The 26,315-nt window shown below is 39.8% G+C and carries 20 protein-coding genes and 1 pseudogene; 11 read left to right on the top strand and 10 right to left on the bottom strand.

Features of this window, described 5'->3' with window-relative positions:
- Positions 1 to 12: 12 nt before the first annotated feature.
- The 7 genes from QA584_RS27805 (at position 13) to QA584_RS27775 (ending at position 10,974) form a co-directional block, all read left to right on the top strand.
- Positions 13 to 1,776 (top strand): methyl-accepting chemotaxis protein, encoded by a 1,764-nt coding sequence (locus QA584_RS27805; protein ID WP_278272349.1) that lies wholly within the window; start codon positions 13 to 15, stop codon positions 1,774 to 1,776.
- 507 nt (positions 1,777 to 2,283) lie between these two features.
- The gene (locus tag QA584_RS27800; protein ID WP_278272348.1) at positions 2,284 to 3,228 is read left to right on the top strand and encodes an AAA family ATPase; all 945 of its coding nucleotides are present in this window, start codon (positions 2,284 to 2,286) and stop codon (positions 3,226 to 3,228) included.
- A 31-nt stretch (positions 3,229 to 3,259) separates the two neighbouring features.
- A complete protein-coding gene (locus QA584_RS27795) occupies positions 3,260 to 4,444 on the top strand; it encodes a DUF58 domain-containing protein (protein ID WP_278272347.1) in 1,185 nt (394 codons plus the stop codon).
- Positions 4,437 to 6,839: a transglutaminase-like domain-containing protein gene (locus QA584_RS27790; RefSeq protein WP_278272346.1), complete on the top strand. Its 2,403-nt coding sequence runs from the start codon at positions 4,437 to 4,439 to the stop codon at positions 6,837 to 6,839. The genes QA584_RS27795 and QA584_RS27790 overlap by 8 nt, the downstream gene beginning before the upstream one ends.
- Before the next feature lie 45 nt (positions 6,840 to 6,884).
- Positions 6,885 to 7,832, top strand: coding sequence for a M23 family metallopeptidase (locus QA584_RS27785; protein WP_278272345.1), 948 nt, complete (start codon positions 6,885 to 6,887; stop codon positions 7,830 to 7,832).
- Positions 7,833 to 8,581: 749 nt separating this feature from the next.
- On the top strand, positions 8,582 to 8,824 hold the full coding sequence (locus QA584_RS27780; RefSeq protein WP_278272344.1) for a hypothetical protein: 243 nt from the start codon (positions 8,582 to 8,584) through the stop codon (positions 8,822 to 8,824).
- A 116-nt stretch (positions 8,825 to 8,940) separates the two neighbouring features.
- Positions 8,941 to 10,974: a glycerophosphodiester phosphodiesterase gene (locus QA584_RS27775; RefSeq protein WP_278272343.1), complete on the top strand. Its 2,034-nt coding sequence runs from the start codon at positions 8,941 to 8,943 to the stop codon at positions 10,972 to 10,974.
- A 695-nt stretch (positions 10,975 to 11,669) separates the two neighbouring features.
- Here the strand turns inward: QA584_RS27775 and QA584_RS27770 are convergent.
- The 5 genes from QA584_RS27770 to QA584_RS27750 all read right to left on the bottom strand — a co-directional run bounded on the left by QA584_RS27770 (position 11,670) and on the right by QA584_RS27750 (position 17,706).
- A complete protein-coding gene (locus QA584_RS27770; RefSeq protein ID WP_278272342.1) occupies positions 11,670 to 12,596 on the bottom strand; it encodes an ABC transporter ATP-binding protein in 927 nt (308 codons plus the stop codon).
- 1 nt (position 12,597) lies between these two features.
- Positions 12,598 to 13,665: an ABC transporter ATP-binding protein gene (locus tag QA584_RS27765; protein ID WP_278272341.1), complete on the bottom strand. Its 1,068-nt coding sequence runs from the start codon at positions 13,663 to 13,665 to the stop codon at positions 12,598 to 12,600.
- Positions 13,666 to 13,674: 9 nt separating this feature from the next.
- Positions 13,675 to 14,730 carry an oligopeptide ABC transporter permease gene (gene opp3C, locus QA584_RS27760; RefSeq protein WP_278272340.1) on the bottom strand — a complete coding sequence of 352 codons (1,056 nt, stop codon included), beginning with the start codon at positions 14,728 to 14,730 and terminating at the stop codon, positions 13,675 to 13,677.
- Positions 14,731 to 14,870: 140 nt separating this feature from the next.
- Positions 14,871 to 15,815, bottom strand: a complete 945-nt coding sequence (locus QA584_RS27755) for an ABC transporter permease (protein WP_278272339.1) — start codon at positions 15,813 to 15,815, stop codon at positions 14,871 to 14,873.
- A 178-nt stretch (positions 15,816 to 15,993) separates the two neighbouring features.
- Entirely contained in the window at positions 15,994 to 17,706 is a 1,713-nt protein-coding gene (locus tag QA584_RS27750) for a peptide ABC transporter substrate-binding protein (RefSeq protein WP_278272338.1), read from the bottom strand.
- 261 nt (positions 17,707 to 17,967) lie between these two features.
- On the opposite strand from QA584_RS27750, the pseudogene QA584_RS27745 reads away from it, so the two are divergent.
- A pseudogene (locus tag QA584_RS27745) lies at positions 17,968 to 18,111 on the top strand (group II intron reverse transcriptase/maturase); the annotation flags it as partial.
- Between the two features lie 234 nt (positions 18,112 to 18,345).
- Here the strand turns inward: QA584_RS27745 and QA584_RS27740 are convergent.
- The 5 genes from QA584_RS27740 to QA584_RS27720 all read right to left on the bottom strand — a co-directional run bounded on the left by QA584_RS27740 (position 18,346) and on the right by QA584_RS27720 (position 23,490).
- Positions 18,346 to 20,097: an NADH-dependent [FeFe] hydrogenase, group A6 gene (locus QA584_RS27740; protein WP_278272337.1), complete on the bottom strand. Its 1,752-nt coding sequence runs from the start codon at positions 20,095 to 20,097 to the stop codon at positions 18,346 to 18,348.
- Between the two features lie 35 nt (positions 20,098 to 20,132).
- Positions 20,133 to 21,920 carry an NADH-quinone oxidoreductase subunit NuoF gene (nuoF, locus tag QA584_RS27735; RefSeq protein WP_278272336.1) on the bottom strand — a complete coding sequence of 596 codons (1,788 nt, stop codon included), beginning with the start codon at positions 21,918 to 21,920 and terminating at the stop codon, positions 20,133 to 20,135.
- A 3-nt stretch (positions 21,921 to 21,923) separates the two neighbouring features.
- On the bottom strand, positions 21,924 to 22,298 hold the full coding sequence (locus QA584_RS27730; RefSeq protein WP_278272335.1) for a (2Fe-2S) ferredoxin domain-containing protein: 375 nt from the start codon (positions 22,296 to 22,298) through the stop codon (positions 21,924 to 21,926).
- A 125-nt stretch (positions 22,299 to 22,423) separates the two neighbouring features.
- Entirely contained in the window at positions 22,424 to 22,981 is a 558-nt protein-coding gene (locus QA584_RS27725; RefSeq protein WP_278272334.1) for an ATP-binding protein, read from the bottom strand.
- Between the two features lie 14 nt (positions 22,982 to 22,995).
- A complete protein-coding gene (locus tag QA584_RS27720) occupies positions 22,996 to 23,490 on the bottom strand; it encodes an NADH-quinone oxidoreductase subunit NuoE family protein (RefSeq protein ID WP_278272333.1) in 495 nt (164 codons plus the stop codon).
- Between the two features lie 311 nt (positions 23,491 to 23,801).
- Between QA584_RS27720 and QA584_RS27715 the strand changes: the two genes are divergently transcribed.
- From QA584_RS27715 to QA584_RS27705, 3 genes are all read left to right on the top strand, one after another.
- Positions 23,802 to 24,152 carry a DRTGG domain-containing protein gene (locus tag QA584_RS27715; protein WP_278272332.1) on the top strand — a complete coding sequence of 117 codons (351 nt, stop codon included), beginning with the start codon at positions 23,802 to 23,804 and terminating at the stop codon, positions 24,150 to 24,152.
- On the top strand, positions 24,149 to 24,571 hold the full coding sequence (locus QA584_RS27710; protein WP_278272331.1) for an ATP-binding protein: 423 nt from the start codon (positions 24,149 to 24,151) through the stop codon (positions 24,569 to 24,571). Before QA584_RS27715 ends, QA584_RS27710 begins: the two co-directional genes overlap by 4 nt.
- A 315-nt stretch (positions 24,572 to 24,886) precedes the next feature.
- Entirely contained in the window at positions 24,887 to 26,203 is a 1,317-nt protein-coding gene (locus QA584_RS27705; RefSeq protein ID WP_278272330.1) for a [Fe-Fe] hydrogenase large subunit C-terminal domain-containing protein, read from the top strand.
- Positions 26,204 to 26,315 lie beyond the last annotated feature (112 nt).

Below are 26,315 nucleotides of genomic sequence, written 5' to 3'. Positions count from 1 at the left end.
AGAACACAAAAGATGAAAACGAAAGCAAAACGGCAGGTACGGACTACGATTCGTACTAAACTTATTCTAATGACCACGCTGCTCTTAATTATCCCGCTGCTGGCAGCAGGACTTGTAAACTATCAGATTGCAAAGTCCGAACTGGATAAGAAAGGGGAAATAATCCTAAAGAACAGCGTACGCCAGGCACTCCAGTTAATTGAAGCAAAACAAAAGGAAGTCTCAGCCGGAAGCAAATCCCTAGAAGAGGCCCAGGAAGAAGTTAAGGCATACCTGTTGGGTGAAAAGGACAGCGAAGGAAAGCGGACGATCAATAAGAATATTGACCTGGGTAAGAATGGTTATTTCATTGTTTACGATGAGGCGGGTCTGGAGGTTGCCCATCCCTCTTTAGAAGGCAAGAACGTCTGGGATGTGGAGGATAAAAGCGGAAATGGTTTTAAACTGGTACAGGAACAGATTAAGGCTGCGAAAAACGGAGGAGGCTTCGTATTCTACACCTGGACCCTTCCAAATACAGAGAAGTTAGGAGAGAAAATATCCTATCAGGAACAGGACCCGAACTGGGGCTGGATTGTATCTGCCGGAGCTTATATGTCGGACTATAATGCAGGTTCTGCTGAAATCTTACAAGTGTTAGTAACTATAATAATCGTCTCTATCCTAATCGGTCTTGCTGTCATTATTTTATTTTCAAGGCATATCGCCGCGCCTATTAATAAAATCAGCAGCAACTTAAAGGAAGTGTCCCAGGGTAACTTACAGCTTTTCGAACTTAAGGTTACGAATAAGGATGAGACGGGTATTCTGGCAGAGTCGTTTAATCTAATGTTAAAGAATATGAAATCCCTTCTAGGTACCATGAAAGATTCCTCTGAAACGGTTATGAACTTCTCTGACTCCCTTGCTACTATTACGGAGGAAACGAAACGGGCAATCAATGAAGTAGCGACTACAATGAATGAAGTGGCTCTTGCAGTAGGGGAAGAAGCCGCCGATACCCAAAGTGCGGTAGGCAAGGTAAATCTCCTTTCGGACAGTATCGAAGCAGTAGCAGACTCTGCCGAGGTAATGAATAAAACAACGGATGCCACCAATAAACTAAGTGATGCGGGTCTCCTTGCAGTTGAAAAATTAACGGAATCCACTCAGAAAAATAATGAAGCAACCAAAGAAATCAGTGAAGTAATCGGTAAGGTCAGTGAAAGCAGTAAGAAAATTAATGTTATTACTGAGACCATAACTCAAATCTCACAGCAGACGAATCTTTTAGCCTTAAACGCTTCCATTGAGGCGGCCAGAGCCGGTGAAGCAGGAAAAGGCTTTGCCGTAGTTGCGGAAGAAATCAGAAAGCTTGCGGAACAATCCGGTAATGCAGTTGGTGAAATTAAAGAAATCATAGCTGAAATCCATACGTATTCCAATTCTTCTGTAAGTACCATGGAGCTGGTACGTGAAGTAGCACAGGAGCAAAATACGGCTGTTAACGATACCAAACATGCTTTTACCCAGATTTCTAGTTCCTTAAAGGAAGTTCTTCACTATGTGAACGAAATCAATTCAGAAAGTACTTCTATGAAGGATAGAAAGGACGAAATTGTTGATATCATGGGCAGTATCTCAGCGTCTACCCAGCAGACCTCAGCGGCTGCCGAGGAGGTTTCTGCTTCTTCACAGGAACAGCTGGCTCAGATGGAGGAGGTTTCAACCCATTCCGGAGAATTAAAGGACTTGTCATACAAGTTAACGGTAGCGGTGGAGCAGTTTAAGCTCTAAATTGGTTTTTCAGACCATAAGACTAAATGATCTGGCATAAAATAAGGATTATATTATTGAAATATTTTATAGATAGTATTTCAAAATATAATCCTTATTCTATGTCCAGGTTGGTATCTGATATTTTGCAGCAGTCCTATTTTGTACGTATAACGAGACCACAAACCCGTAAGAGGATTTAACCCCTGGGATTTTGATTCGAACTGGTAAGATTGTGTTATCTTGCATCGGATGTCTGGTATAGGGCTGTGTGGAAGTAATTGACAAATAGGAAAGAGATGTTATGATAGAAGTATAATACAGTTAAGTTATGCCGTGAAAAGACAGGTTAAAGTGAAACGGTTTACAAATAAAATAAGTATATCGATTGGATAGGAGTTAAATGGTAAATAAATAGGAGATAAATAGGAGATATGATTAAGCATAGTTAAAGATTATGCGATAATAACAGGTTTCTGACAGTGAAGAAGGGCAGCAAAAGTTAAATATAAAATTATGGGAGGTTTTATGCAGAAACAGAAGGTATTAGGGGAAATTGTAAGAAATATTGAAAAAGTTATTGTAGGCAAGAGAGAGGTGATTGAATATGCCATGATAGTTTTGCTCTCAGAGGGGCATCTTTTATTAGAGGATGTGCCTGGTGTCGGGAAAACTACTTTGGCAAATGCCATAGCAAAGTCAATTGACTGCGGCTTTAACCGGATTCAGTTTACCCCGGATACATTGCCCAGTGATATCACCGGGGTGTCGGTTTACAATATGCAGTCGGGTCAGTTTGAGTTTACGCCGGGAGCCATTATGAATCATATTATACTGGCAGACGAAGTTAACAGGACTTCACCTAAGACCCAGGCTAGTTTATTGGAAGCTATGGAGGAAAAACAGATTAGTGTGGATGGCAGGACGTATCCTCTGCCCAGTCCGTTTATGGTAATTGCCACCCAGAATCCCATTGATTATCTGGGTACTTATAATCTTCCGGAGGCACAGTTAGACCGGTTTCTTATGAAATTATCCATTGGATATCCAAGCGTGGCAGATGAAAAGCGTATGGCAGATTTTTATCTTAAGCAGAGTCCCTTAAAGTCTCTGGAACCAGTAACCGACGGCAAGACCGTATCTGCCCTTCAGGAAGAAGTTAAGACCGTTAAAATACATAAAGATTTGATTTCTTATATTATTGGAATAATGGATAGTACCAGAAATAATCCAGGTATTGCTCTTGGTGCCAGCCCCAGGGCTACACTTGCCCTTATCCGGGCTTCCCAGGCCGCAGCTTATTATGCCGACCGGGATTATTGTATTCCGGATGATATATTAAAAGTAATCCATCCGGTTATCACCCACAGGCTGATACTATCTCCGGAGGCCAGATTAAATAAGCTGACCGCTGAAAAAATCCTCGATAAGATTATTGCCTTAGCCCAGGTTCCCATACTGCCTGCTTTATAGTTTAAGGTGCCCCAGGCAGGAAGGAATCCATATGCTTATTAACCGTATCCTATTATTGATATTTATTATAGCCTCGGGCGTTTTCGCCAGTTTTTACGGCGGGAATGTTTCCTATGCACTTTTTTATATGAGCCTATTTATTCCAGTGGTATCTTTAAGTTATACTTTTTATGTTTACGTGCGTTTTCGTATCTTTCAGGAGATAGGTCAAAGAGTAGTGGTAAAAGGAGATTTAGTTCCTTATTCCTTTACCTTAGCCAATGAAGATTATATAACCTTTCGGAGTATTAAAGTTAATTTCCTTCATGATAAATCCACCATAACCGATGTCCAGGACATAAAAGAATACTGTCTGCTGCCAAGTCAGTCAGAGACCCTTAGGACGAATCTGCGCTGTAACTATCGGGGAGAATATTATGTGGGGGCGAATACGGTGGATATTATTGATTATCTGTATTTATTCAAAATCACCTACCCTGTCTCATCTAAACTAAAGGTAACTGTTTTGCCAAGAGTCATCCAAATCCCAAGGATTGGATTTGTACCGGCTCTAAAGGATACCAAGAATTCACCCTATCTGCGTAATGCAGAAACCGATGCCATGGACATAGAAACCAGGAGATATAACAGCGGTGACAGTAGAAAACAGATTCACTGGAAAGTAAGCGCGAAAAGAAACGAGTTATTCAGCAGAAAAAATATCAGCAATCCCAAATCAGAGATTATTATCCTGATGGACTTAAAGCGTATACATGAGGACACACTGTCCACTCTGATTACCGAAGATCAGATTATTGAAAGCGGGCTTGCTATTGCAAATTATTGCAAGGATAACAATACCAGGGTTAAGATTTATTATGAACAGTCCGGGGTTAAAGCGGTTTCGGTAAGGAGCAAGGCGGATTTTGAACTTTTCTACCAGACCACCATGGAACTGCATTTTCAGTCACAGGTTTCTTTGGAGGAACTGTTAAGCAGCATTCAGATTTATGAAGAAGCTGCGGACTTTTACATGTTGATTACCCACGAACTTACTTTTGACCTTTATAAGACCATGCTTTGGATCTGTGAAAATGGCAGTGATTTATCCCTGCTGCTGATAAAAGATGAAATCGCCCCAGAGGAAGAGGATATTATTAAAAGCCTGAAACAATCAGGCATTGTCATCAAGCTTATAACCAGAGAGGATGAAATCGGGGAGGTATTAAATGCATGAAATAAAGACTCATACCGCCGTAACCAAAAGACTAGCGGTTACGGACAGTTTTTTGCTTACCCTTGCCCTGGGATCTTATTTTAATAATTTATTTCACTTAAGAATTCATTTTCTGGTGCTGGTGGTATTTACAGTTATATTCCTTGGGCTGATATATTTTCTTGACCAGTATAAAAAAAGCCTGCTTACCCTCATTTTACTGCCCGGGTTTCTCCTTTGTGGAGTTTTTATCAGTATAATATTAAAAGCAGACTATATAAAAGGAATCCAAAGCGTATATCAGTGGTGCCTTATTTATAACGGAGAGGAAGCGCTGTATGTATTTTACAATGCGTTTGCAGTAACAGCCGGCATTCTGTTATTATGCAGCATAATAATGTATCTCCTCCAAGGTTTTAAAAATGTGAAAGTCCTTACAGCCCTTGTACTCCTTTTGCTGCTTATGATTTCAGCTGTTAATGAAGTTGATATTCCAAAGATAACCGTAGGAATCGTTATTTTTTATTCTCTTATGGTATTAGCACAAGTCTGCGGCAGAATTTTTTATAAAAGCGGCAATACCGTAAATAATAGCATTGCCACGGTTTATTTGGCACCAGCCTGCATTATCATTGCTTTACTTTCGGTATCCCTGCCGTCAAAGCCTGAACCGATTCAGTGGAAGAGTGTAAAACTCTTACTACAAAAAGCAGAGGAAAGAGGCTCCATCTTAATGACTCAGTTTGAATACTTTTTCGACCGTACCGGAAAAGAGTTTACCTTAAATTTTTCCGGCTATTCAGAAGAAGATACGGAGCTTGGGGGTGAACTTGATATCAATAAGGAAACAGCCCTAAAAGTAAGCACCCAGAATAAAAGTACCTCCAGAGGGTATTTAATCGGTTCCATAGGTGATACCTATACCGGTAGACGTTGGGTAAGAAGTGGGCGAAAAGTGGAGTTTGAAAAAGCAGATTATTATTATGATTTTTATGAACTGCTTGCCGCTTTTACCAGAGTGGAAGAGGCAGGGGGTGATTTGTCCAATGTGATAAAGCGAAGAAGTTATGATATTGAATATTATGACATCAGGACCAGATCTCTATTTTATCCTTTAAAAACATTTTCTATGAATCTAAGTAAGAAATTAAAGTACGGTGAAACAGAACAGGGGGCGTTTCTCTTTGATAGGGCCAAAGGAATCGGTACGAATTATGAAGTCCAGTATTATGAACTTAATCTGAATAATGAAGTCCTAAAACAGCTGTTAAGGGAGGGAAACAGCTCTGACTTTTTAGTTTCTTTGGAGGATCTTAATAAAACAGCAGGAGAAATCTTTGATTATAATGCCCTGGGGGCGGACTTTGATCTGCAAGGTCTTAGGAAGGCTTTAATCAGGCGGCAGGCAGAAATTAAGAAAGTGTATACTACGCTTCCGGATACGCTACCTGCCAGGGTAAAGAGCCTTGCCGATAAACTGACCAGGGGATATGATAACAATTATGATAAGCTAAAAGCACTGGAAACGTATTTAAATACCCTGCCTTATACGACCAGAGTGGAGAAGACACCAAAGGGAAAAGATTTTGTTGATTATTTCCTATTTGAACAGCAAAAAGGCTATTGTACCTATTTTGCTTCAGCCTTTGGAGTAATGGCCAGGTGTGTCGGGATTCCTACCCGGTATGTGGAGGGATTCCTGGTGGATTACAGAAACAAGGATGGAATCAATACCTATAATGTCTTAAGTAATAATGCACATTCCTGGGTGGAGGCTTATATAGACGGAGTCGGCTGGATTCCTTTTGAGCCTACACCTGCCTTTTACGGAGCAAGATACACTCCCTGGAAAGAGTATGGAACCGTATCAGATTCGGAGAAGGTGACAGCACCCGTTAATTTAACTCCTTCCGTGCCGCCATCTTACCAGGAGTTTAATACGGTGGACGGTGATCTTGGCAGTTATGGGCTGGAACGTGGAATTCACATCCTACAGGGAGCCGGTTTGATCGCAGGTATTTTAATTTTATTTATTTGTATTATTTTTATTTATTACGGAATATTAGTTAGAAAATACAATAAGAGGTTTGATCATGCTGCGAATGATTTAAAATTATTCCTGGTCATGGCTTTCATACTTCACTATCTGGAAAAGGAAGGCTTTTTGCTGTCGAAAGAAGAGACACTGCTTACCTATGCGGGAAGAATCGGTGATAAAATTTCTTTTCATCAGACTAGTTTTTTAGACGTTGCAACAGTCTTTATGAAGGTCAGATACGGAGAATATGAGGTTAAATCAGACGAACTTAATGCAGTTATGGACTTTTCCAGGCAGTTACAGAATAATTTGGAGGAAAAACTGGGAAAAAGAAGAATGTTTTTTGATAGATTTTTGTTTCTACATTTTTATCAATGAATAAAACTATCATTTCTGGTGAAAATATATCTAGAGGTGATAATAATGAAAAAACATAGCTTAGCTGAATTTTTCAAAAGCAAGAGCTTTTATGCGTTATTATGCGTCGGTGCTTTGGCAATCGTAGCGATTACAATGGTAGCATTGAATCAAACATCTGACAAAGATCAAGGTAAAAATCTGGTAGATTTGAATGAGCCAATTGTATCAGATGTGGCTGGTGAAAAGAGTAACCAGGCCCAGGATAAACCGGCCGTAAATAACCCAACCTCGTCAACTGCTGCTAATAATAAAACGGGCACTAGTCAGACTGAGGTAGCATTTCAACCCACTCCACAACCTACAGGCAAAGTAACTGAGCCGGTTACGGATGGAAGCGTTTTAGAATTTGATGCTGAAGACAATCATGAAAGTGCTGCTGCCAACAAAACAGATGCACAAGATAGTACCAAATCGGATTCTACAAAACAAACAGCAAGCGCAGCAGATAAAAATGCTGCAGCAAATTCCTCAGAAGATAAAACGTCTTCTGAACCGGAAAAACCTTCAAAAGAGGTTATGACACCGGATTCTTTATATTTTGATGTTGATAAAGGACTGGCATGGCCGGTTACCGGCAACATTATTAAAAACTACAGCGTAGACAGGGTTGTTTATTATGAAACCTTACAGCAGTTTCGCGTGAATCCTGCCGTTTTGATTGATGCAAAGGTAGGTGCGAAAGTAGTTAGTGCAGCAAAAGGAGTTATTACTAAGATTACTAAGGTAGATGAAACCGGAACAACCGTAACCGCCTCTCTTGGCAATGGTTACAGCGTTGTTTATGGGCAGCTCGCTGATTTAAAGGTTAAAGTAGGAGATATGGTAAAGGAAGGTCAGGAACTGGGAGTTGTTGCAAAACCTACCATGTATTATACAGTAGAAGGCAGCAATCTTTATTTTCAGGTTCTAAAAGATAAGGAAACCGTTAATCCTATGTTGTATTTAAGATAAGCACCAAAAGCATAATGAAAAGGCTGCCCTCACTGAGATCAGCCTTTTTTTAATTTATAGGAAAGAGCCAGACTCTTTGATCTTTTACGAGGAAAGTTCTCTGAAGTATCTGGTATAATAAAAACAGGACCTGCAGGATATAAATATCTATACTCACTCGTAATTTATGCTTTGAATTTTGTAACAATTCTTAACCTGTATCGATACTAATTTGACAGGCCGTACGCAAAACTTACAAATAAAACTATAAAAATACCCGAACTGACAGTAACATAACCTTATGTTTTGAATATAATAAAGTATAAAATGTAGGGGAATAAGAGAGTACATATCTAAAACAATTCGCAACCGAAAGCTCTTATACCTTATATTTTTCTTTTTTTTGAAAAGTACTATTACTATTCGGCTGCTTGACATAGATATGAATACAAGTGGGTAAACAAGATACCATGGCGTCTTGTTTGCCTGCTTTTTTATTTTACGAGGAAATGGTCTTTTTCCTTTTACGAGGTGTTCCTTAGCTGGTCCGCTTTTTGTTCTGAATTATTATGTTAATTACCTGGCTTTGCTTTTTGTGTAACCAATTCTTTTTTCATTTTTTTGTTTATTACCAGAGGAATATATTTCAAATATTACCTGTACTTTCGGCTAGATAAATTCTTGACGAAAATGTTAATTAAGTATACAATCATGGTAATATATGTAAAAATGGGGCTGGGTTTCAGATCTTTAACAGGGAGGAATTAGTTATGTGGTTCTTAAGCAGGAAAGAAGTGTATCATGGATTTTCTTTAAGAGAGCAGGCTGAGGTAAGAAGTATCTTAAAAGCAAGTCATGTAAAATACGATTACCGAATCATTCATTTTGGGTCGAAAGACAGAGGTAACTTTGGTATAAACAAAAAGTATGAACTGGAATATTATATTTATGTACACAAAAAAGATTATGACAATGCATTACACCTATTAGGAAAACAGCGCAGCTCTGTCTGATTCCGTCTGATGCAGGCTGCCGGTATAATTTCATAAGGAAATTCTTAAGTACTTTCAGATAAGGATTGAATAACAATTATGAAAGTATTAAAATAGTAAGAAAAGGAATTGAAATTATGCAGCATAGGAGCGAACAGAAAATTAACAGTAAAATCTTCCGTCATAAAAAAAGAATATTTAAAAATACCGTCAGGCTGTTATTCCAGCACAGCATTTTACTGCTTACGGGCCAGGGTATTTTAACCGGCATATATATTTTATTATTAATTCCATTATTGTCTGTTTTTTACCGTTTAGCGCTGTCTGTAACCGGTTATAGTTATGTGACAATAAGTAATATCGGAAACATTTTGATTCATCCAATTGTTTTGTTATTTTTATTATTGGTGTTTATTGTAATGGGAATTGCTTTGCTGTTGGAAGCCTGTTACCTGATTACCTTTTATACCCTAATTGAAGATGGTGAAAAACCCGGTCTTATAAAGGTACTGGTCTTAGCCTTAAAAAAACTGATTTTGATATTTTTGCGCAGGAATTTATCTTTGCTGCCAATGGTCTGGCTGATTATTGGCATTTCGAATATACCTCTGTTTCTATTTGCCGTCAAACGGGTCCGGGTACTTTCCTTTATTTCAGATAACCTGATGGATTTTGACTTTGCTATCCCTGTGGCAGTATTAATTACTGTGGGGTTGGTTGTATTAATGATACGGCGGCTGTTTATCTTTTTATACTCCTTAATAGAAGGGAAAACTTATGTAAAATCCAAAAAACTTGATAATAATAATCGCAGAAAAACTAGGGATACCGCAGATTTAATTAAACCAAAGGATAAGGGAAAAGTAAAAAGAAGTATCAATAACAACAAAAGCATGGAATACAGTAATAACAAAAGCATGGAATACAGTAATAATTTAAAAAACATCATCTTCCGTACAGCAGTCATCGGAGAAGAATATCTCAAACGAATCAGTTTCCCTCGTACTTTCTTTTATTTTATCATATGGAATATATGGATTGGACTTGCCGATCTTGCGTTATATATACTGACTATGGCTATTACGGCGCTTTTTATAACCGGCATACCGGATAAAAGCCTGGCAATTGCGACTTTTCTTACCATTAACGATAAAATGAACGGGTACTTTTTCATCGGTATCTTTGCCATCAATACCCTTGCCAACTTTGCTTTATATACCCACCTGTTTTTCCAGTATAAACTGGAACAGAACGAAAATGTAGACATTGACCATACCGTGGATACTATCTTTATCCAGGTAGGAGCTTATAAAACAGTAATTAAAGTCGCTCTCATATTGTTAGCCTGCTTTAATTTCTATTCCTTTTACGATATCGTAAGAAACGGTTCTCCTCTGGCTTACATGAATCTGGATATGATCCATGTAACCTCCCACCGTGGATTTTCCGCTGGCGTCCCTGAGAATACCCTGCCTGCAATTGAAAGAGCCATTGAGGAACAGGCAGACTTTGTAGAGGTGGATGTCAGAATGACAAAAGACGGGGAACTGGTACTCCTCCATGATGAGAATTTATTACGGACTACCGGAGTAAATAAAAAAATCTGGCAGCTTAACTTTTTAGAAGTTTCCCATCTGGATGCAGGAAAATGGAAAGATAAAGCCTACACCGGAACCAGGATTCCAACCCTGCGGGAAGTCTTTGAGCTATGCAAAGGTAAAGTAAATCTGAATCTGGATTTAAAATACCGGAACGAAGGGGAAGGTCTTGAGGAGAAGGTAGCCGCCCTCATTGAAGAATACGAAATGCAGTGGCAATGCGTTATCAGTTCCACCAGTCTGACAGCTCTGGAACATATCAAGGAGCTTAACCCGGATATCCGTACTGGCTATATCACCTATCAGATCTACAGAGGATATCTGACCAATGAGAATATTGATTTTTTCAGTGTAAGATCCAATCTGATTACCAAAACCGTCAGCAGTGACATCCATAAATCCGGTAAGGAAATTCATGTATGGACCGTTAACAACAGAAGCGAACTGGAACGGATGAAGCGGCTCGGAGTAGATAACATTATAACCGACGATCCATCCTATGCAAAAGAAGTCCTCTATCAGGAGGCTTCCGGACGATTCTTCCTGACTTTGGCTAAGATTGTATTGGAATAATTAATATAATTTATGCTGTGAAAGAAGGGACTGCCGCAAAATTTTAGGGTATTGTACCTGGGCATAGAATAAGGATTATATTTTGTAAAAAGTTTGTGGAAAGATCGCGCGAATAAGCGGCTGCATTCTCTATCTTGCAGCCATTCGCGCATACTTTCCACAAACTTTTTACAAAATATAATCCTTATTCTCTCCCAGGTAATTCAGTCTTTGAATTTTGCGGCAGTCCCTTCCTAATTCAGTGTATTGGCAGATTTTATCAATACTTCTTTCATTTTATAGATATTGTAAAAATTTAAAAATATTGTAATTACAAACTTTCTGCAAAATAATAATTTCCCAGTATAGAAAACAATAACTTCCCAGTATAGCCAATAAGGTAGAAAATACTTGATAAAATCAGCAAAAAAACCTAAATTGAAAGCATGATTAAGGGATGTTTCATAAGCGCTTCATTCTGAGTCTGATAATTCACTTATAACTTTTTTATGTGGTTCAGATTGAAAATGCACACTGTTTGACGAGCGTAGCGAGGAGTTTGTGCATTTTCAATCTTGTTTTACCACATAGAAAAGTCATTAGTGAATTACAGGCTCAGAATACTAAGCTTATGAAACATCCCTTAATCGATGCTTTCTTAGTTATCTTCCGTGCTGATTTTATCAAGTATCCACAACCCAAATAAAGCATAGTTTTTATTTCTTCCAAAGCTCTAATTCTTCCGTAGTAGCCAGTACATAATGGGTGCCCCCTAAATGTTTATTTTCACCTTTATTGTAATCGATGCCGCTCTTACCGTAATCGTAGGTAAGGGCTACCCGCTTCTTTTCCACAATAGGGTTAGCCTGTGGAATGGCAGAGAGCAGGGATTTGGTATAAGGGTGAATGGGGTTGGAAAAGATCTCTTCTTTGGTTCCGGTTTCTACCAGGTGGCCTAAATGCAGTACACCAATCCGATCTGAGATATATTTTACCATGGAAAGGTCATGGGCGATGAAGAGATAAGCGGTATTGGTCTGTTTCTGAATATCCTTCATCAGGTTTACTACCTGAGCTTGAATGGAAACATCCAGTGCGCTGATGGCTTCGTCGGCGATAATCAGGTCGGGATTCATAATCAAAGCCCTGGCAATACCGATACGCTGTCTTTGACCTCCCGAGAACTGGTGAGGATAGCGGTCTGCATGTTCGCTGGCTAAACCAACCATATCTAAAATCTGATAGACTTTTACTCTCCGTTCCTCCTGGGATTTGTATAAATGGTGGATATCCAGACCCTGAGCGATAATATCCATAACTTTCTTTCTGGGATTTAAACATGCCATAGGATCCTGGAAAATCATCTGCATTCTGGTGCGAAGGTGTGTGGTATCCTTTTTAGAGAGCTGGCCGGAGATGGTAACGCCGTTAAATACTACTTCTCCGGAAGTGGGTTTATATAACCTTATAATGGACCGGCCAATCGTTGATTTACCACTGCCGGATTCTCCTACCAAACCATAGGTTTCACCGGGAAAAATCTCAAAAGTAACGCCATCCACTGCCTTAACGGTGAATTTTCTATTGATTTTAAAATGCTGCTTTAAATTAGTAACGGTTAACAGAGGTTTTTTGTCTTCCATATTATTTTCCCTCCTGTAACATGATGTTTATCCTGTTTTTAAGCTCTGCCGGCATCTCGATTTTAGGTGCCTTCTCATGAAGCAGCCAGGTGGCGGCATAATGGGTTTCCGAGATCTGAAACATAGGCGGTTCCTTCCGGTAATCGATATTTAGGGCAAAGATATTACGGGGGGCAAAGGAATCACCCTGTACCTGATGAAGCAGATTAGGGGGGCTTCCGGGAATGGTATACAGCTTATCGTCCTCGGTATTAAGGTCTGGCATAGCGGACAACAACCCCCAGGTATAAGGGTGCCTCGGCTCATAGAAGATTTCGTCCGTAGTTCCTTTTTCGACGATTTTTCCTGCATACATAACGGCAACATAATCCGCCACTTTTGCAACTACCCCTAAATCATGGGTAATATAAATAACTGATATTCCGGTCTTTGCCTGGATATCTTTAATGAGTTCCAGAATTTTGGACTGTATGGTAACATCAAGGGCGGTAGTCGGTTCATCGCAGATAAGCAGGTCCGGATCACAGGCAAGGGCGATGGCGATAACTACCCTCTGGCGCATACCGCCGGATAACTGGTGGGGATAGTTCTTCATTCTTTTTTCAGGGTCAGTGATACCTACTAGTTCTAATAAGTTAACAGCCTTTTCATAAGCTTCTTTTTTGGGTGTCTTATAGTGGTAAATCATACCCTCCATAATCTGTGCACCAACCGACATAGTAGGATTTAACGAAGTCATGGGATCCTGAAATACCATGGCAATACGTTTGCCGTTAATTCTTTTACGGATTTCGCTTTTCTTAAGTTTTAATATATCTTCTGTAACTTCTTTTGTACCATTGTTATAGGTATACTCTATGGAACCGCTGTTTATTTTCCCGTTATTGCTTAAAATACCCATAATGGCTTTTACCGTTACGGATTTACCGCTTCCGGATTCTCCAACGATTGCTACGGTTTCCCCCTTGTACAGGGAAAGATTCATGCCTCTTATTACATTGACTTCACCAGCAGAGGTCTTAAAGGATATGGATAAATCTTTAACTTCTAAAATTTTCTTTCTTTCCATAAGTGCCTCCTACATTTCTTTCATTTTCGGATCAAACGCATCCCTGAGTCCGTCTGCCATCATATTAAAACTTAACATAATGATTGCCAGTACAATAACTGGGAATAAAATCATATACGGATGTGTGGTAAAGGACTTAAAGGCATCGCTGATCAGGGAGCCAAGGGAAGCCAGAGGCTGGGGTACTCCAAGGCCGATAAAAGCCAGGAAAGCTTCCGTAAAGATGGCATTAGGGATGGAAAACATAGACATAACAATTAACTGACCAAATATATTAGGCAGTATCTCTTTAAAGATAATAAAAAAGTCTCTTGCACCTAAGGTTTTGGAAGCTAATATGAATTCCTGTTCCTTTAGTTTTAGTACCTGAGCTCTTGCAATCCTGCTCATACCGATCCACCCGGTTATGGCAAGAGCGATGGTAATTGTCACAAGTCCAGGTTTAAATACCAATATTAATAAAGTTACGATAACCAGGGTAGGTATTCCATTTAATACTTCTGCGAACCGCTGCATTATCATATCTACTCTGCCGCCGAAATAACCGGAAATCAAACCATAGATCATACCAAAACACATATCAACAAGTACCGCTACCAAGGCAATATAAAGAGAAATTCTGGTTCCTTCCCAGGTCCTTGTAAATATATCACGTCCCAATACATCCGTACCGAACCAATAATAAATATTCTCAAGACCGGTTGGGGTCTTAGAGTCTTTTGATATATATTTGTTTTGTTTCACAGCACCGGTGGAGGTACTCATGGTTTCAGAACCATCAAAGATACCAAGCTTCTCAATACCTTTTATTCTGGGGGCAAGGTTCTGGTGGGTAATTATCTGGTCATAGTAGGTGTGCCCGCTTATTTTTGGACCGATTACCGCCATAAAAATGATTAACAGGATAAAGATGAGACCTACAACGGCTCCTTTATTACCTGTAAATCTAACTATAATATCATGCCAATAGGATTGACCGGCAAAGGTTTCATCGTGATGAACAATTTTATCGGCGCCTACTAACTCAAAATCGTCCTGTAAAAATTCCATTTCATTATTATTCATATTTACACCCATTTATATCGCAAGTTACCTTGCAATACTGCCACAAAATAAAACAGTTGAAAGAATCGTATTGTGGCAACCCTTCAATTCTTATATTTTCTTTCAACTTGTGTGAAGATACTTCACACATCCTTCTTATTTTATTTGCCGCTGGTATCATCTTTTGCAAGCCGGATTCTGGGATCAATGACACCATAAAGGATATCAACCACCAACATAATTCCGATGTACATTAGACTATAGATAAAGGTCAGGGCAACTACTACGTTGTAATCATTGGATTGAATGGCAGATACCAGTAAGCTTCCGATACCTGGGATGGAAAATAGTTTCTCTATAACAAGACTTCCGGTCATTAATCCAACGACAAGGGGGGCTAATACGGTAATAATAGGAATCAGGGCATTTCTTAAAGCGTGTCTGAATATTAGCCGGAAACTGTTGATGCCCTTGCTCTCCGCTAAGAGCATATAATCAGAACCTAATACCTCCAACATCTCAGTTCGTGTAAAACGGGCCACCGTAGCCACTGTAAACATGCACAAGGATATGGTGGGCATAATAGAGGATTTAAAGGGAGCGCCTTCCTGATACAAAAGGGGCAGCCATTTTAGTTTAAAACCTACGGAATAGATTAAAGTCATAGCAAATACATAGGAGGGAAGACTTACACCCAATACAGATATTACGGTAGTGATGGTATCATAAATGGTGTTATGTTTAATAGCAGCAATAATACCTAAAATAAGTCCAATTATTGTACCGATTAAGATTGCCTGACCACCCAGTCTCAGGGATATGGGAAGTCTGGTTTCCAGCAATGCGGTAATCGGTGTATTCTTGGATATGGAATAAGAAACACCAAAATCGCCGGAAAGCATAGATTTTATGTAGTTAACAAAACGGATAACGATAGGCTGATCCAGACCATACTTTGCATTAAGGACAGCACGCTGGGCATCTGTTAATTTCTCATCATTAAAGGGTGACCCGGGCATTAATTCTAACATTAAAAACAAAATCAGTAAAATAACCAGTAAGGTTATTACTGATATAATAACTCTCTTTGCGATATATTTCTTCAAAAAACCACTCTCCTTACCATACAAGAATGACGCTGTCAATGGTATCAATATTCCCAGCGTCATTCTATGTTTATATGGATATTTTTACGGCTTACAGCCGTTTTATATACTGCTTGCTAAAAGGAGCAGATACGACTTTATTTCTTTAAAAAGGTAAACCCCATGAATAAAAGTAATATTACTTCTTAGTAGCGTTTTTATAAATTCTGTTAATGCCAACTGAATGGAAGTCGATGCCGTCAACACCAGTCTTTATCATAACGGCATCACCTTTTTGGTATACCGGGAAAATAACTGCGTTATCCATAACAATGCCTTCAGCTTTTTTAAGAGCATCCCATCTGGCGTTAACATCAAGTGCCAAATCACCTTTTTTCGCAGATTCGATGATTGCGTCATAATCAGGATTTGACCAGAAACCATAGTTGTTAGGGCTGCCAGTGGTCCACATATCCAGGTAAGTCATAGGATCGGCGTAGTCAGGACCCCACCTTGTAAGACCAAGTTCAAAATCACCGTCCTGCATTCTTTCTACGCGGTTCTTCTTAGGCATAGACTGAATTTCAAGAGTGATACCAGGAAGAGTGGTTTGGATTTCGGACTGGATGAACTGTGCAACGTTCATTGCAGATTCCGTATCTTCAACAATCATGGTATATTTTAATTCACTTACACCTAGTTCTTTTTTCGCTGCTTCCCAGTATTGTAATGCCTGGGCTTTGTCAGTAGTAGGATAGGTACCGGCTGTTTCACGGAAATCTTTTCCGTCCGGACCGGTGGCTAATAAGGTAGGTACTGCAAAATCTGCCACGATGGAACCATCTTTTAAGATATTATTAACAATAGCGGATTTGTCATATGCGAAGGAAAGTGCTTTTCTTAAGTTTAAATTTTCAAGACCTTTTACTTTCTGATTCGGAGAGATGTACCATAAGTAACCAGCCATAATACTGTGGAATTCAGGATCTCCCTGGAATTGTTCCACCTGTTCACCGGATAAGGTAGCCACATCCAAATCACCATTCTGATAGGATAACATAGCTTGTTGTGAATCTTTAATTACCTGATAGTTGATTCCGTCTAAAGTGACTTTACCAGCATCCCAGTATGTAGGGCTTTTTACCAGTGTGATTGAGGTAGCTGCCGGTTCATAAGAAGTAATCATAAATGGTCCGTTGCTTAATATGGTATCAGGTGAAGTTCCAAACTTGTCTCCGGCTGAGGTAAAGAAAGCTTCATTTACAGGCAGGAAAGAGGGGAATGACATTAAGGAGTCAAAGAATGGTACGGGTGTATCTAAGCTTACAACTAAAGTCTTATCATCCTGTGCAGTTACACCAAGCTGGTCAGGAGTTAATTCTCCGGCGATGATTTTTCCAGCGTTCTTAATTCCTGCAATTTCTACGATAAAGGAATATTCACTTGCTACAGCGGGATCTACAAGACGTCTCCAGGCAAAAACGAAATCACTGGCGGTAACAGGAGTGCCGTTAGACCATTTTGCATCGCGCAGCTTATAGGTATAGGTTAAGCCATCGGCGCTTTTATCCACAGATTCTGCCATGGCAGGAATGGGTGAACCGGCTTTGTCTATGGAATATAAACCTTCGGTTACTGCTGCTATTACTTCAAAGGAAGTTCCGTCTGTTGCTATCTGAGGATCCATAGAGGCTACCTCAACATCGAATTGAACGTTTAGTAAATTATTACCTGTGGCTTCCGTAGTATTTGCGGATCCTGAGTCTGTCTGTGCTGCTCCGCCATCTGTTTCGGCTTCTGTAGTTGCACCAGTGCCGGATGTTGTACCTGATTTACTGCCGCCGCAAGCGGTTAAGGACAGCATTAATAGTACAACTAATAGTAGTGACATGAAATTTTTAATCTTTTTCACACGATTCCTCCTTGTTTTACTTTATATGACATTTTTTGCATAAATATAAAAAGGAAGCCACAAAATTAGTATAATTTTGTGACTTCCTCGTCATACAAAGATATTATAGATTAATTATAGCTAAATATTGATGTTTGTCAACTTATATTTGATGTATTTTATCCTGGATATCAGTAAAACCTGTAATTTGTAATAAAAAATGGAAATAGATGTATATTACATAAAGTATAATTATTGATTTAATAAAGATATTAGTAATTTAGAATGAAGGCAAACAAGGGAGCACCGGGAATTGACGGTATAACCGTTGATAAGATTGGTGCATACCTATGGGACAATCAAGAAACCATGATTGAGAGGATATACAAAGGGAAATATACACCCGATCCGGGAAGACGCGCGAAAGATGCCATCATTAAGGTGAAAGAGTATGCAAAAGAGGGTAATCGTTATGTAGTATCAATGGTGCGGTCAACATAACTTTAACAAAAGAAAGACTGATAAACAGTGGCTTTTATGACCTAGCCACTGCTTATCAGTCGGTGTACAACAACTATTGAAAGCACCGTGTAACAAACGGTATGCACGGTGCTGCGAGAGGACAGCAGTTAGTAACCGCCTTCTACTCGATTTAATAATTTACTTTACTGCATTAACACTTCTTTTTACATAAGTTGTATGAAGCACTTCATGAGCTTTATGGCTGCCCGGTTTTCCGAAGTAGGTAGCGTATAATTCTTTAATAGCAGGGTTTTCGTGGGATTTTCTATATGGCATGGAGGAATCCAGGTCATAGAGTACTTTTGCACGAAGAGCTCTGATATCATTGAAGTTACGGATACTCGCGGGTACCTGAGGCATACCGCCGCCGTTTACACAGCCGCCGGGACATCCCATGATTTCGATGAAGTGGTACTCTGCTTCACCGGACTGTACTTTACTAAGAAGTTCTTTTGCGTTCTTAAGACCGGAAGCAACAGCAACTTTAACATCCATACCGGCTACATTATAAGTAGCTTCTTTGATGCCTTCTACGCCTCTTACTTCTTTAAAGTCAAGGCTCTTTAATTCTTCACCGGTTAAGGTTTCCACTGCGGTACGAAGAGCTGCTTCCATAACACCGCCGGTAGCACCAAAGATAACGCCGGCACCAGTTGACATTCCAAGAGGAGAATCAAATTCTTCATCTGGAAGAGCTAAGAAGTTAATGCCTGCACGTTCAATCATTCTTGCAAGTTCTCTTACAGTAAGTGCGATATCTACATCTGCATAACCGGAAGCATCCTGATCGTCACGGCCAACTTCAAATTTCTTTGCGGTACAGGGCATGATACTTACCATAACGATATCTTTTGGATCAATTCCCATTTTTTCTGCATAGTAGGTCTTAGCGGTAGCACCAAACATCTGCTGAGGGGATTTACAGCTGGAAAGATTCTCTGTCATATCAGGGAAGTAGTGTTCACAATATTTAACCCAGCCTGGTGAGCAGGAAGTAATTAAAGGTAAAACACCGCCGTTTTGAACTCTGTCTAAGAATTCATGGGCTTCTTCCATAATAGTTAAGTCAGCCGCGAAGTCGGTATCAAATACTTTAGCAAAGCCTAAACGGCGTAGAGCGGATACCATCTTGCCTTCTACATTGGTTCCGATTGGAAGACCAAAGGATTCACCAAGACCTGCACGTACGGAAGGAGCAGTCTGTACAATCACGTGTTTGGTTGGATCTGCAATTGCTTTAAATACTTCATCGGTATTATCCTTTTCGGAAAGTGCTCCGGTAGGGCAGACAGCGATACACTGACCGCAGGATACACAGCTGGTATCACCAAGTCCCATATCAAAAGGAGATGCAATGTTTGTCTTAAATCCACGTTCATTGGGACCGATTACGCCTACTGCCTGAACTTTTTCACAGACTGCGGAACAACGTCTGCAAAGGATACACTTATTGTTATCACGGTACATATGAGCAGCAGTATAATCAATTTCAAAATTGTTGGTTTCGCCGTCATATAAACATTCGTTTTCAACCTTAAGGTCTTTGCTTAATTTTTGTAATTCACAATTTCCGCTTCTGACACAGGATAAACACTTTCTGTCATGATCGGAAAGGATTAATTCCAATGTTTTCTTTCTGGAATTTAATACTTTAGGTGTGTTGGTGAATACCTCCATACCCTCGTTAACCGGATATACACAAGAAGCTACAAGGCTTCTGGCACCCTTTACTTCTACAACACAGATACGGCAGGCGCCAATCTCATTAATCTCTTTTAAATAACAAAGAGTAGGAATGTCGATGTGTGCGAATCTGGCAGCTTCAAGAATTGTAGAACCCTTTGGTGCAGCTACATCTACACCGTTTATTTTAATATTTACGGTTTCCATTATTGTCCTCCTTAAAGAATCGAATCTATCGGTAATTACTTCTTGGAAATTGCACCAAAACGGCATTTTTCCATACAAGCGCCACATTTAATACATTTATCCTGATGAATGATATGAGCTTCCTTTACTTTGCCTTCGATGGCTCCGTTTGGACATACTCTTGCACAAAGGGTACAGCCTTTACATTTATCTGCATCAATTACATAAGAAAGTAAGGCTTTACAAACACCTGCGGGACATTTCTTATCCACAACATGGGCAACATATTCATCTCTGAAATAACGAAGGGTTGATAATACCGGATTAGGAGCAGTCTGACCTAAACCGCAGAGGGAATTCTCTTTAATGTGGTAGCAGAGCTCTTCCAGTTTATCAAGATCTTCTAAGGTTCCCTGGCCCTTTGTAATCTTGTCTAACATTTCATACATACGTTTTGTACCGATACGGCAGGGAGTACATTTTCCGCAGGATTCATCTACGGTAAACTCTAAGAAGAATTTAGCGATATCAACCATACAGTTATCTTCATCCATTACGATAAGACCGCCGGAACCCATCATGGAGCCGATGCCGATTAAGTTATCATAATCGATCGGAATATCAAAATGTTCTACCGGGATACATCCGCCGGAAGGACCGCCGGTTTGTGCTGCTTTAAATTTCTTGCCTCCTGGAATGCCGCCGCCGATTTGTTCTACAACTTCACGGAGGGTAGTACCCATAGGGATTTCAACAAGACCAGTATTTTTAATTTTACCGCCAAGTGCAAATACTTTGGTTCCTTTGGATTTTTCGGTTCCCATGGAAGCAAACCATTCAGGACCATTTAATATGATCTGCGGAATGTTGGCATAAGTTTCAACGTTATTTAATATAGTAGGTTTTCCAAATAAACCTTTTTGAGCCGGGAACGGAGGTCTTGGACGAGGTTCTCCTCTGTTACCTTCGATGGAGGTCATAAGTGCAGTTTCTTCACCGCATACGAAAGCACCTGCACCAAGTCTTAAACCGATATCAAAGTTAAAGCCGGTTCCGAAAATATCTTCACCTAATAAGCCATATTCTCTTGCCTGGTCAATTGCAATTTCAAGACGTTCAATTGCAATAGGATATTCGGCACGTACATAGATATAACCCTGGGAAGCACCGATTGCATAGCCGGCAATTGCCATAGCTTCTAATACTACGTGGGGATCACCTTCTAATACGGAACGGTCCATGAAAGCACCTGGGTCACCCTCATCGGCATTACAGCATACATACTTTTGGTCTGCATCGTTGGCTTTTGCAAGCTTCCATTTTAAACCGGTAGGGAAACCGCCGCCGCCACGGCCACGGAGTCCGCTGTCTAAAATTGTCTGGATAACGTCATCCGGAGTGTTTTCGGTTAATACTTTACCTAAGGCTTCATAACCGCCGGTACCTATATATTCTTCAATATTAGCAGGATTTATTACACCACAGTTACGAAGGGCAATTCTGTGCTGTCTCTTATAAAAGTCTGTTTCACTTAAAGACTTAATTCCGTCTTCGGTTACTGTTTCTGTGTATAAAAGTCGGGTTACAATTCTACCCTTTAATAAATGTTCCGATACGATTTCAGGAATATCTTCAACTTTTACCATGGAGTAAAATGTTGCTCCCGGATATATAATCATAATGGGACCTAAGGCACAAAGTCCGTGACAGCCGGTCTGTACGACTGAAACTTCTTTTTCAAGTCCATTTTTTTGGATTTCTGCTTGTAAGGTGTCAATCACTTTCTGACTTCCGGAAGAAGTACATCCAGTACCACCACAAACTAAAACGTGTGAACGATACATGTTTTAAAGCCTCCCTTCAGAGCTGATGGTGTATTTGCTAACGACCTGACCACGGATTAGATGTTGTTCTACAACTTCTAAGGCCTTTTCGGCTGTCATCTTTACATAGGTAACTTTATCTTTACCAGGTTCAAATACTTCTACGATTGGTTCATATTGGCATAAACCGATACAACCGGTTTGGGTAACTGCAATGTTAGTTAAATTCTTAGTCTGAACAGCATCAGAAAGAGCAGTTAATACGGGTCTTGCACCGCTTGCAATACCACAGGTAGCCATACCTACTACAACTCTGGTCTGGCTTTCATTTTCAGAACGTAAGCCAACTTGGCCCTGCATCTTTTCTCTGATCGCTTTTAACTCTTCAAGAGTTTTCATATAATATCCTCCTTGTTAAAAATTAGACATTTAATCTGTTAAATATTTATCAAAATAAACCATGACAAAACAGATAAGCTTTAAAGCAAGGTGTTCATCACAGCACGTTAATAATAGGCAACAGTTTAAAAAATTCGTCCGGCGTCTATTTCTATATGGTTTTCAGTAAGATATTCTTTAATATAGACGGATACTTCTGGTACGTTAAACGGCATACCGTCAAGGATCTCTCTAAACTCACGAGTATCTAATTTAAAACTATTATCATTTACTTGATAGATATATAAAAAATCTATATCTGGATTTAATGTAATTAAGGCATGTATCGTACTGGTCATATCACCTAAAGGCATACGGTCAATATGGGATAAACCAAATACCGCAGTAACTTTCGTACCCCTTCCGGGTTCTGAGTTAATCTTAAATTCACCGCCGGTGGCTTCTGCTGCATACTTAAAAAACGGAAGCCCGAGTCCCACAGGTCTTGTCGTCCTGGTTGTATAAAAAGGATCTTCAGCTTTGATTATCTGTTCTTTTGTCATTCCGAGGCCGTTATCAGTAATTGTAATAGTCAGGCTATCCTGTTCACTGTTAATTACCACCTGAATCTGTATGAAATCCGCATTCGCACGAATGGAATTTTGAACCACATCCAATACATTAAGAGAAAGTTCTGTCATCATAGGATTACTATGTGTTATTCGTATTTAGCTAAGATGTCTGAAAGCTCGTCAACGGTTAATCTGCCGTATACATCTTCGTTAATAGTCAGTACGGGCGCTAAACCGCAGGCACCGATACAACGACAGGCATCTAATGAGAATTTTCCGTCGGGGGTACATTCACCGCCATCAATTTTAAGTAGTTCCATTAATTTGTTGTAGATATCACCGGAACCTTTTACATAGCAGGCTGTACCTAAACATACGGAAACTTTATATTTTCCTTTCGGATTTAACGAAAATTGTGAATAAAATGTCACAACACCGTAAACTTTTTCCAATGGTATGTCCATTTGGTTTGATATTATGGTCTGTACTTCAATTGGAAGGTATCCATAAATTTGCTGCGCTTTCTGCAGTATTGGCATCAATGCGCCTTTGTCACTCTTGTGTTCATCAATGACTTTAAGAAGTTCCGCTTCTTGCTCCTTAGATCCGGCAAAAGGGACTGTTTTTTTCTGGGAACCCATCTTTTAACCTCCTTGATTCTAATCTTGTTCTGTTAATACACTTCTGTTGATATACTTAAACTACGGCAGAGATACGGTATAAGAAAACACTTATTATACAACTCTCTGTCGACAAACAACATCAGTATAGCACGTTATTGATAAAAAATCTACATATAAACGAAAATTCACATAACTTACTAGTTTGCCCACTAATTTTCTATTTTATTCTAAGAAATTATATTAAGTTGAAAAAAACCTTTGGTAATGTTATACTATATTTGTTTCGCAAAGATGAAATTACTGTTAGAATTGCATACTGGGAGGTTTTTATGACCGTAAATGATGTAAAGGTGATATTGGAGGCAGATCTTTTATACGGAGAACAATATTTAGGAAAAGAAGTTCATACGGCCTGTGGTGCCGATATGATGAGTGATGTGCTGGCTTTTGTTAAGGATCAGTCGGTGCTTTTGACCGGTTTGTGTAATCCCCAGGTAATCAGGACAGCAGAGATGATGGATATTATCTGTATTGTGTTTGTCCGTGGTAAGAAGCCCGATGAAGCTATGATTGACTTAGCTAAGATAAGTGGAATTGTCTTATTGTCTACAGAACACAGAATGTTTACCGCCTGCGGAATGCTCTACGAAAAAGGTTTGCATGGAGGTGCATCCGATTGAATAACCAAATTCACTTAACCTATCATGTTTCTCCTGATGATTTTACCAGAGCGGGAGAGGCCTCTAGTGATGTTAAAAGTAAATTAAAGCAGATGGGAGTCAGTCCCGAAGTGGTGCGCAAGGTTGCGATTGCCATGTATGAGGGCGAAATCAATATGGTAATCCATGCTAAGGGAGGTACCATTGATGTAACGATTTCTGCCGATGAAATCCTAATGGTATTAGCAGATAAAGGTCCTGGCATTCCCGATATTGAACTGGCTATGCAGGACGGTTATTCCACTGCCCCGGATAATGTTAGAGCCCTGGGTTTTGGAGCCGGAATGGGTCTTCCCAATATGAAGAAGTATTCCGATGACATGGAAATCCAGACAGTGCTTGGAGTCGGGACTACGGTTATTATGAAAGTCTTTCCTTAAAAAGACGAGGAAAGGATTTTACCTGTAATGATAAAATCTCTTTTAAATAGGAAGCGTTCTTAGGTTCTTAGGAAAAATCTATAATATGTTGTATCAGAAGAATGAAAAGCAGCATTAATATACAGAAAATAATATATTGTCTAAAAATTAACGTAGTTATATTAATACAATACTTACTTGATTACTAAGAGTAAATAGAAGAGAACACAGAAAAATTCTAAGTGTTTTGATTTATAAAGTACTGCTGTTATATCCGACTAGATTATGTATTGACTTGGCAAGCCAATACATGAAGAAATTGGGGAGGAGTAAGAAATGGATAAGTTCTTTACTGCTGTCCGGCTGGATGAAAGTTTGTGCAAGGGCTGTATCAATTGTATAAAACGCTGTCCCACACAGGCAATCCGGGTTCGGAACGGAAAAGCTGCAATTACAAAGAAGTTCTGCATTGACTGTGGAGAATGTATCAGGATTTGTCCCCATCATGCAAAACTGGCGATTTATGACCCGTTAAGTATATTGAATAATTATGAATATACCGTAGCGCTGCCTGCACCGTCCCTTTACGGACAATTTAATAATCTGGATGATGTAAATATTGTATTGACTGCACTAAAACGCATGGGCTTTGATGATGTGTATGAAGTCAGCGGTGCGGCTGAGCTGGTTTCAGAAATATCCAGAAAGTACGTGGAGGAACATAAGGATCAATGGCCTTTCATCAGTACGGCCTGTCCTTCTGTGGTGCGTTTAATCCGTGTACGGTTTCCAAATCTGATTGAACATCTGCTGCCGGTTAAGGCGCCGGTTGATTTAGCGGCTTCTTTAGCAAGGGAAAAGGCAATGAAAGAAACCGGTCTGCCTGGGGACAAAATCGGCATTATATTCATATCCCCCTGTCCTGCCAAGGTCAGTGCCGTTAAGATACCTCTTGGGATAGAAAAAAGTGAGGTAGACGGCGTCCTTGCGATTAAGGAGGTATATCAAAGACTTTTACCCCTTATGAAGGAGGTGGAGGCGACTTCGGATATCGAAGAAATTGCTATCTCAGGCAAGATAGGAATCAGCTGGGGAGGAGCCGGTGGCGAAGCCGGAGGGCTTCTTACCGACAGTTATCTTGCGGCGGACGGAATTGAGAACGTAATCCGGGTATTAGAGGACTTAGAAGACCAGAAATTCAGCAACCTGGAATTCATAGAACTAAATGCCTGCAGCGGCGGTTGTGTAGGCGGTGTTCTGACGGTTGAGAATCCCTTTGTGGCAAAGGTAAAAATTAAGAGGCTTAGAAAATATATGCCGGTGGCCTGCAACCATTTGATCAACAGTAAAGTTAACGATGTATATTGGACGGAGGAAGTAAGGTATGAACCGGTGTTTAAACTTGGCATGGATATGAAAGAAAGCATAGCCATGATGGCTAAGGTAGAGGAGCTGTGTGAACGGTTTCCGGGTCTTGACTGCGGTTCCTGCGGGGCACCTACCTGTAAGGCATTGGCAGAAGACGTAGTACGTGGAGTAGCCAGTGAAAAGGATTGTATCCATATTCTAAGAGAATATATTCATAAGATATCCGGAGAGATGTCCATGCTTGACAGCCCTATTAAAAGTACGGAACCGGAAGCCAGTCTCTAACGATGAGCCGTGTTCCTGCCAAGAAGGATATCATAAAATCGTTTGAAATTGAGTCAGGATTGAATAGAAGATTATTTAGAACTGGCAAAAGACTGAGGATGTTTTTAGCTAA

Source organism: Anaerocolumna sp. AGMB13025 (genome assembly GCF_029689925.1).
Classification (GTDB): domain Bacteria; phylum Bacillota; class Clostridia; order Lachnospirales; family Lachnospiraceae; genus Anaerocolumna.
This window is presented reverse-complemented; position numbering and strand designations above follow the sequence as displayed.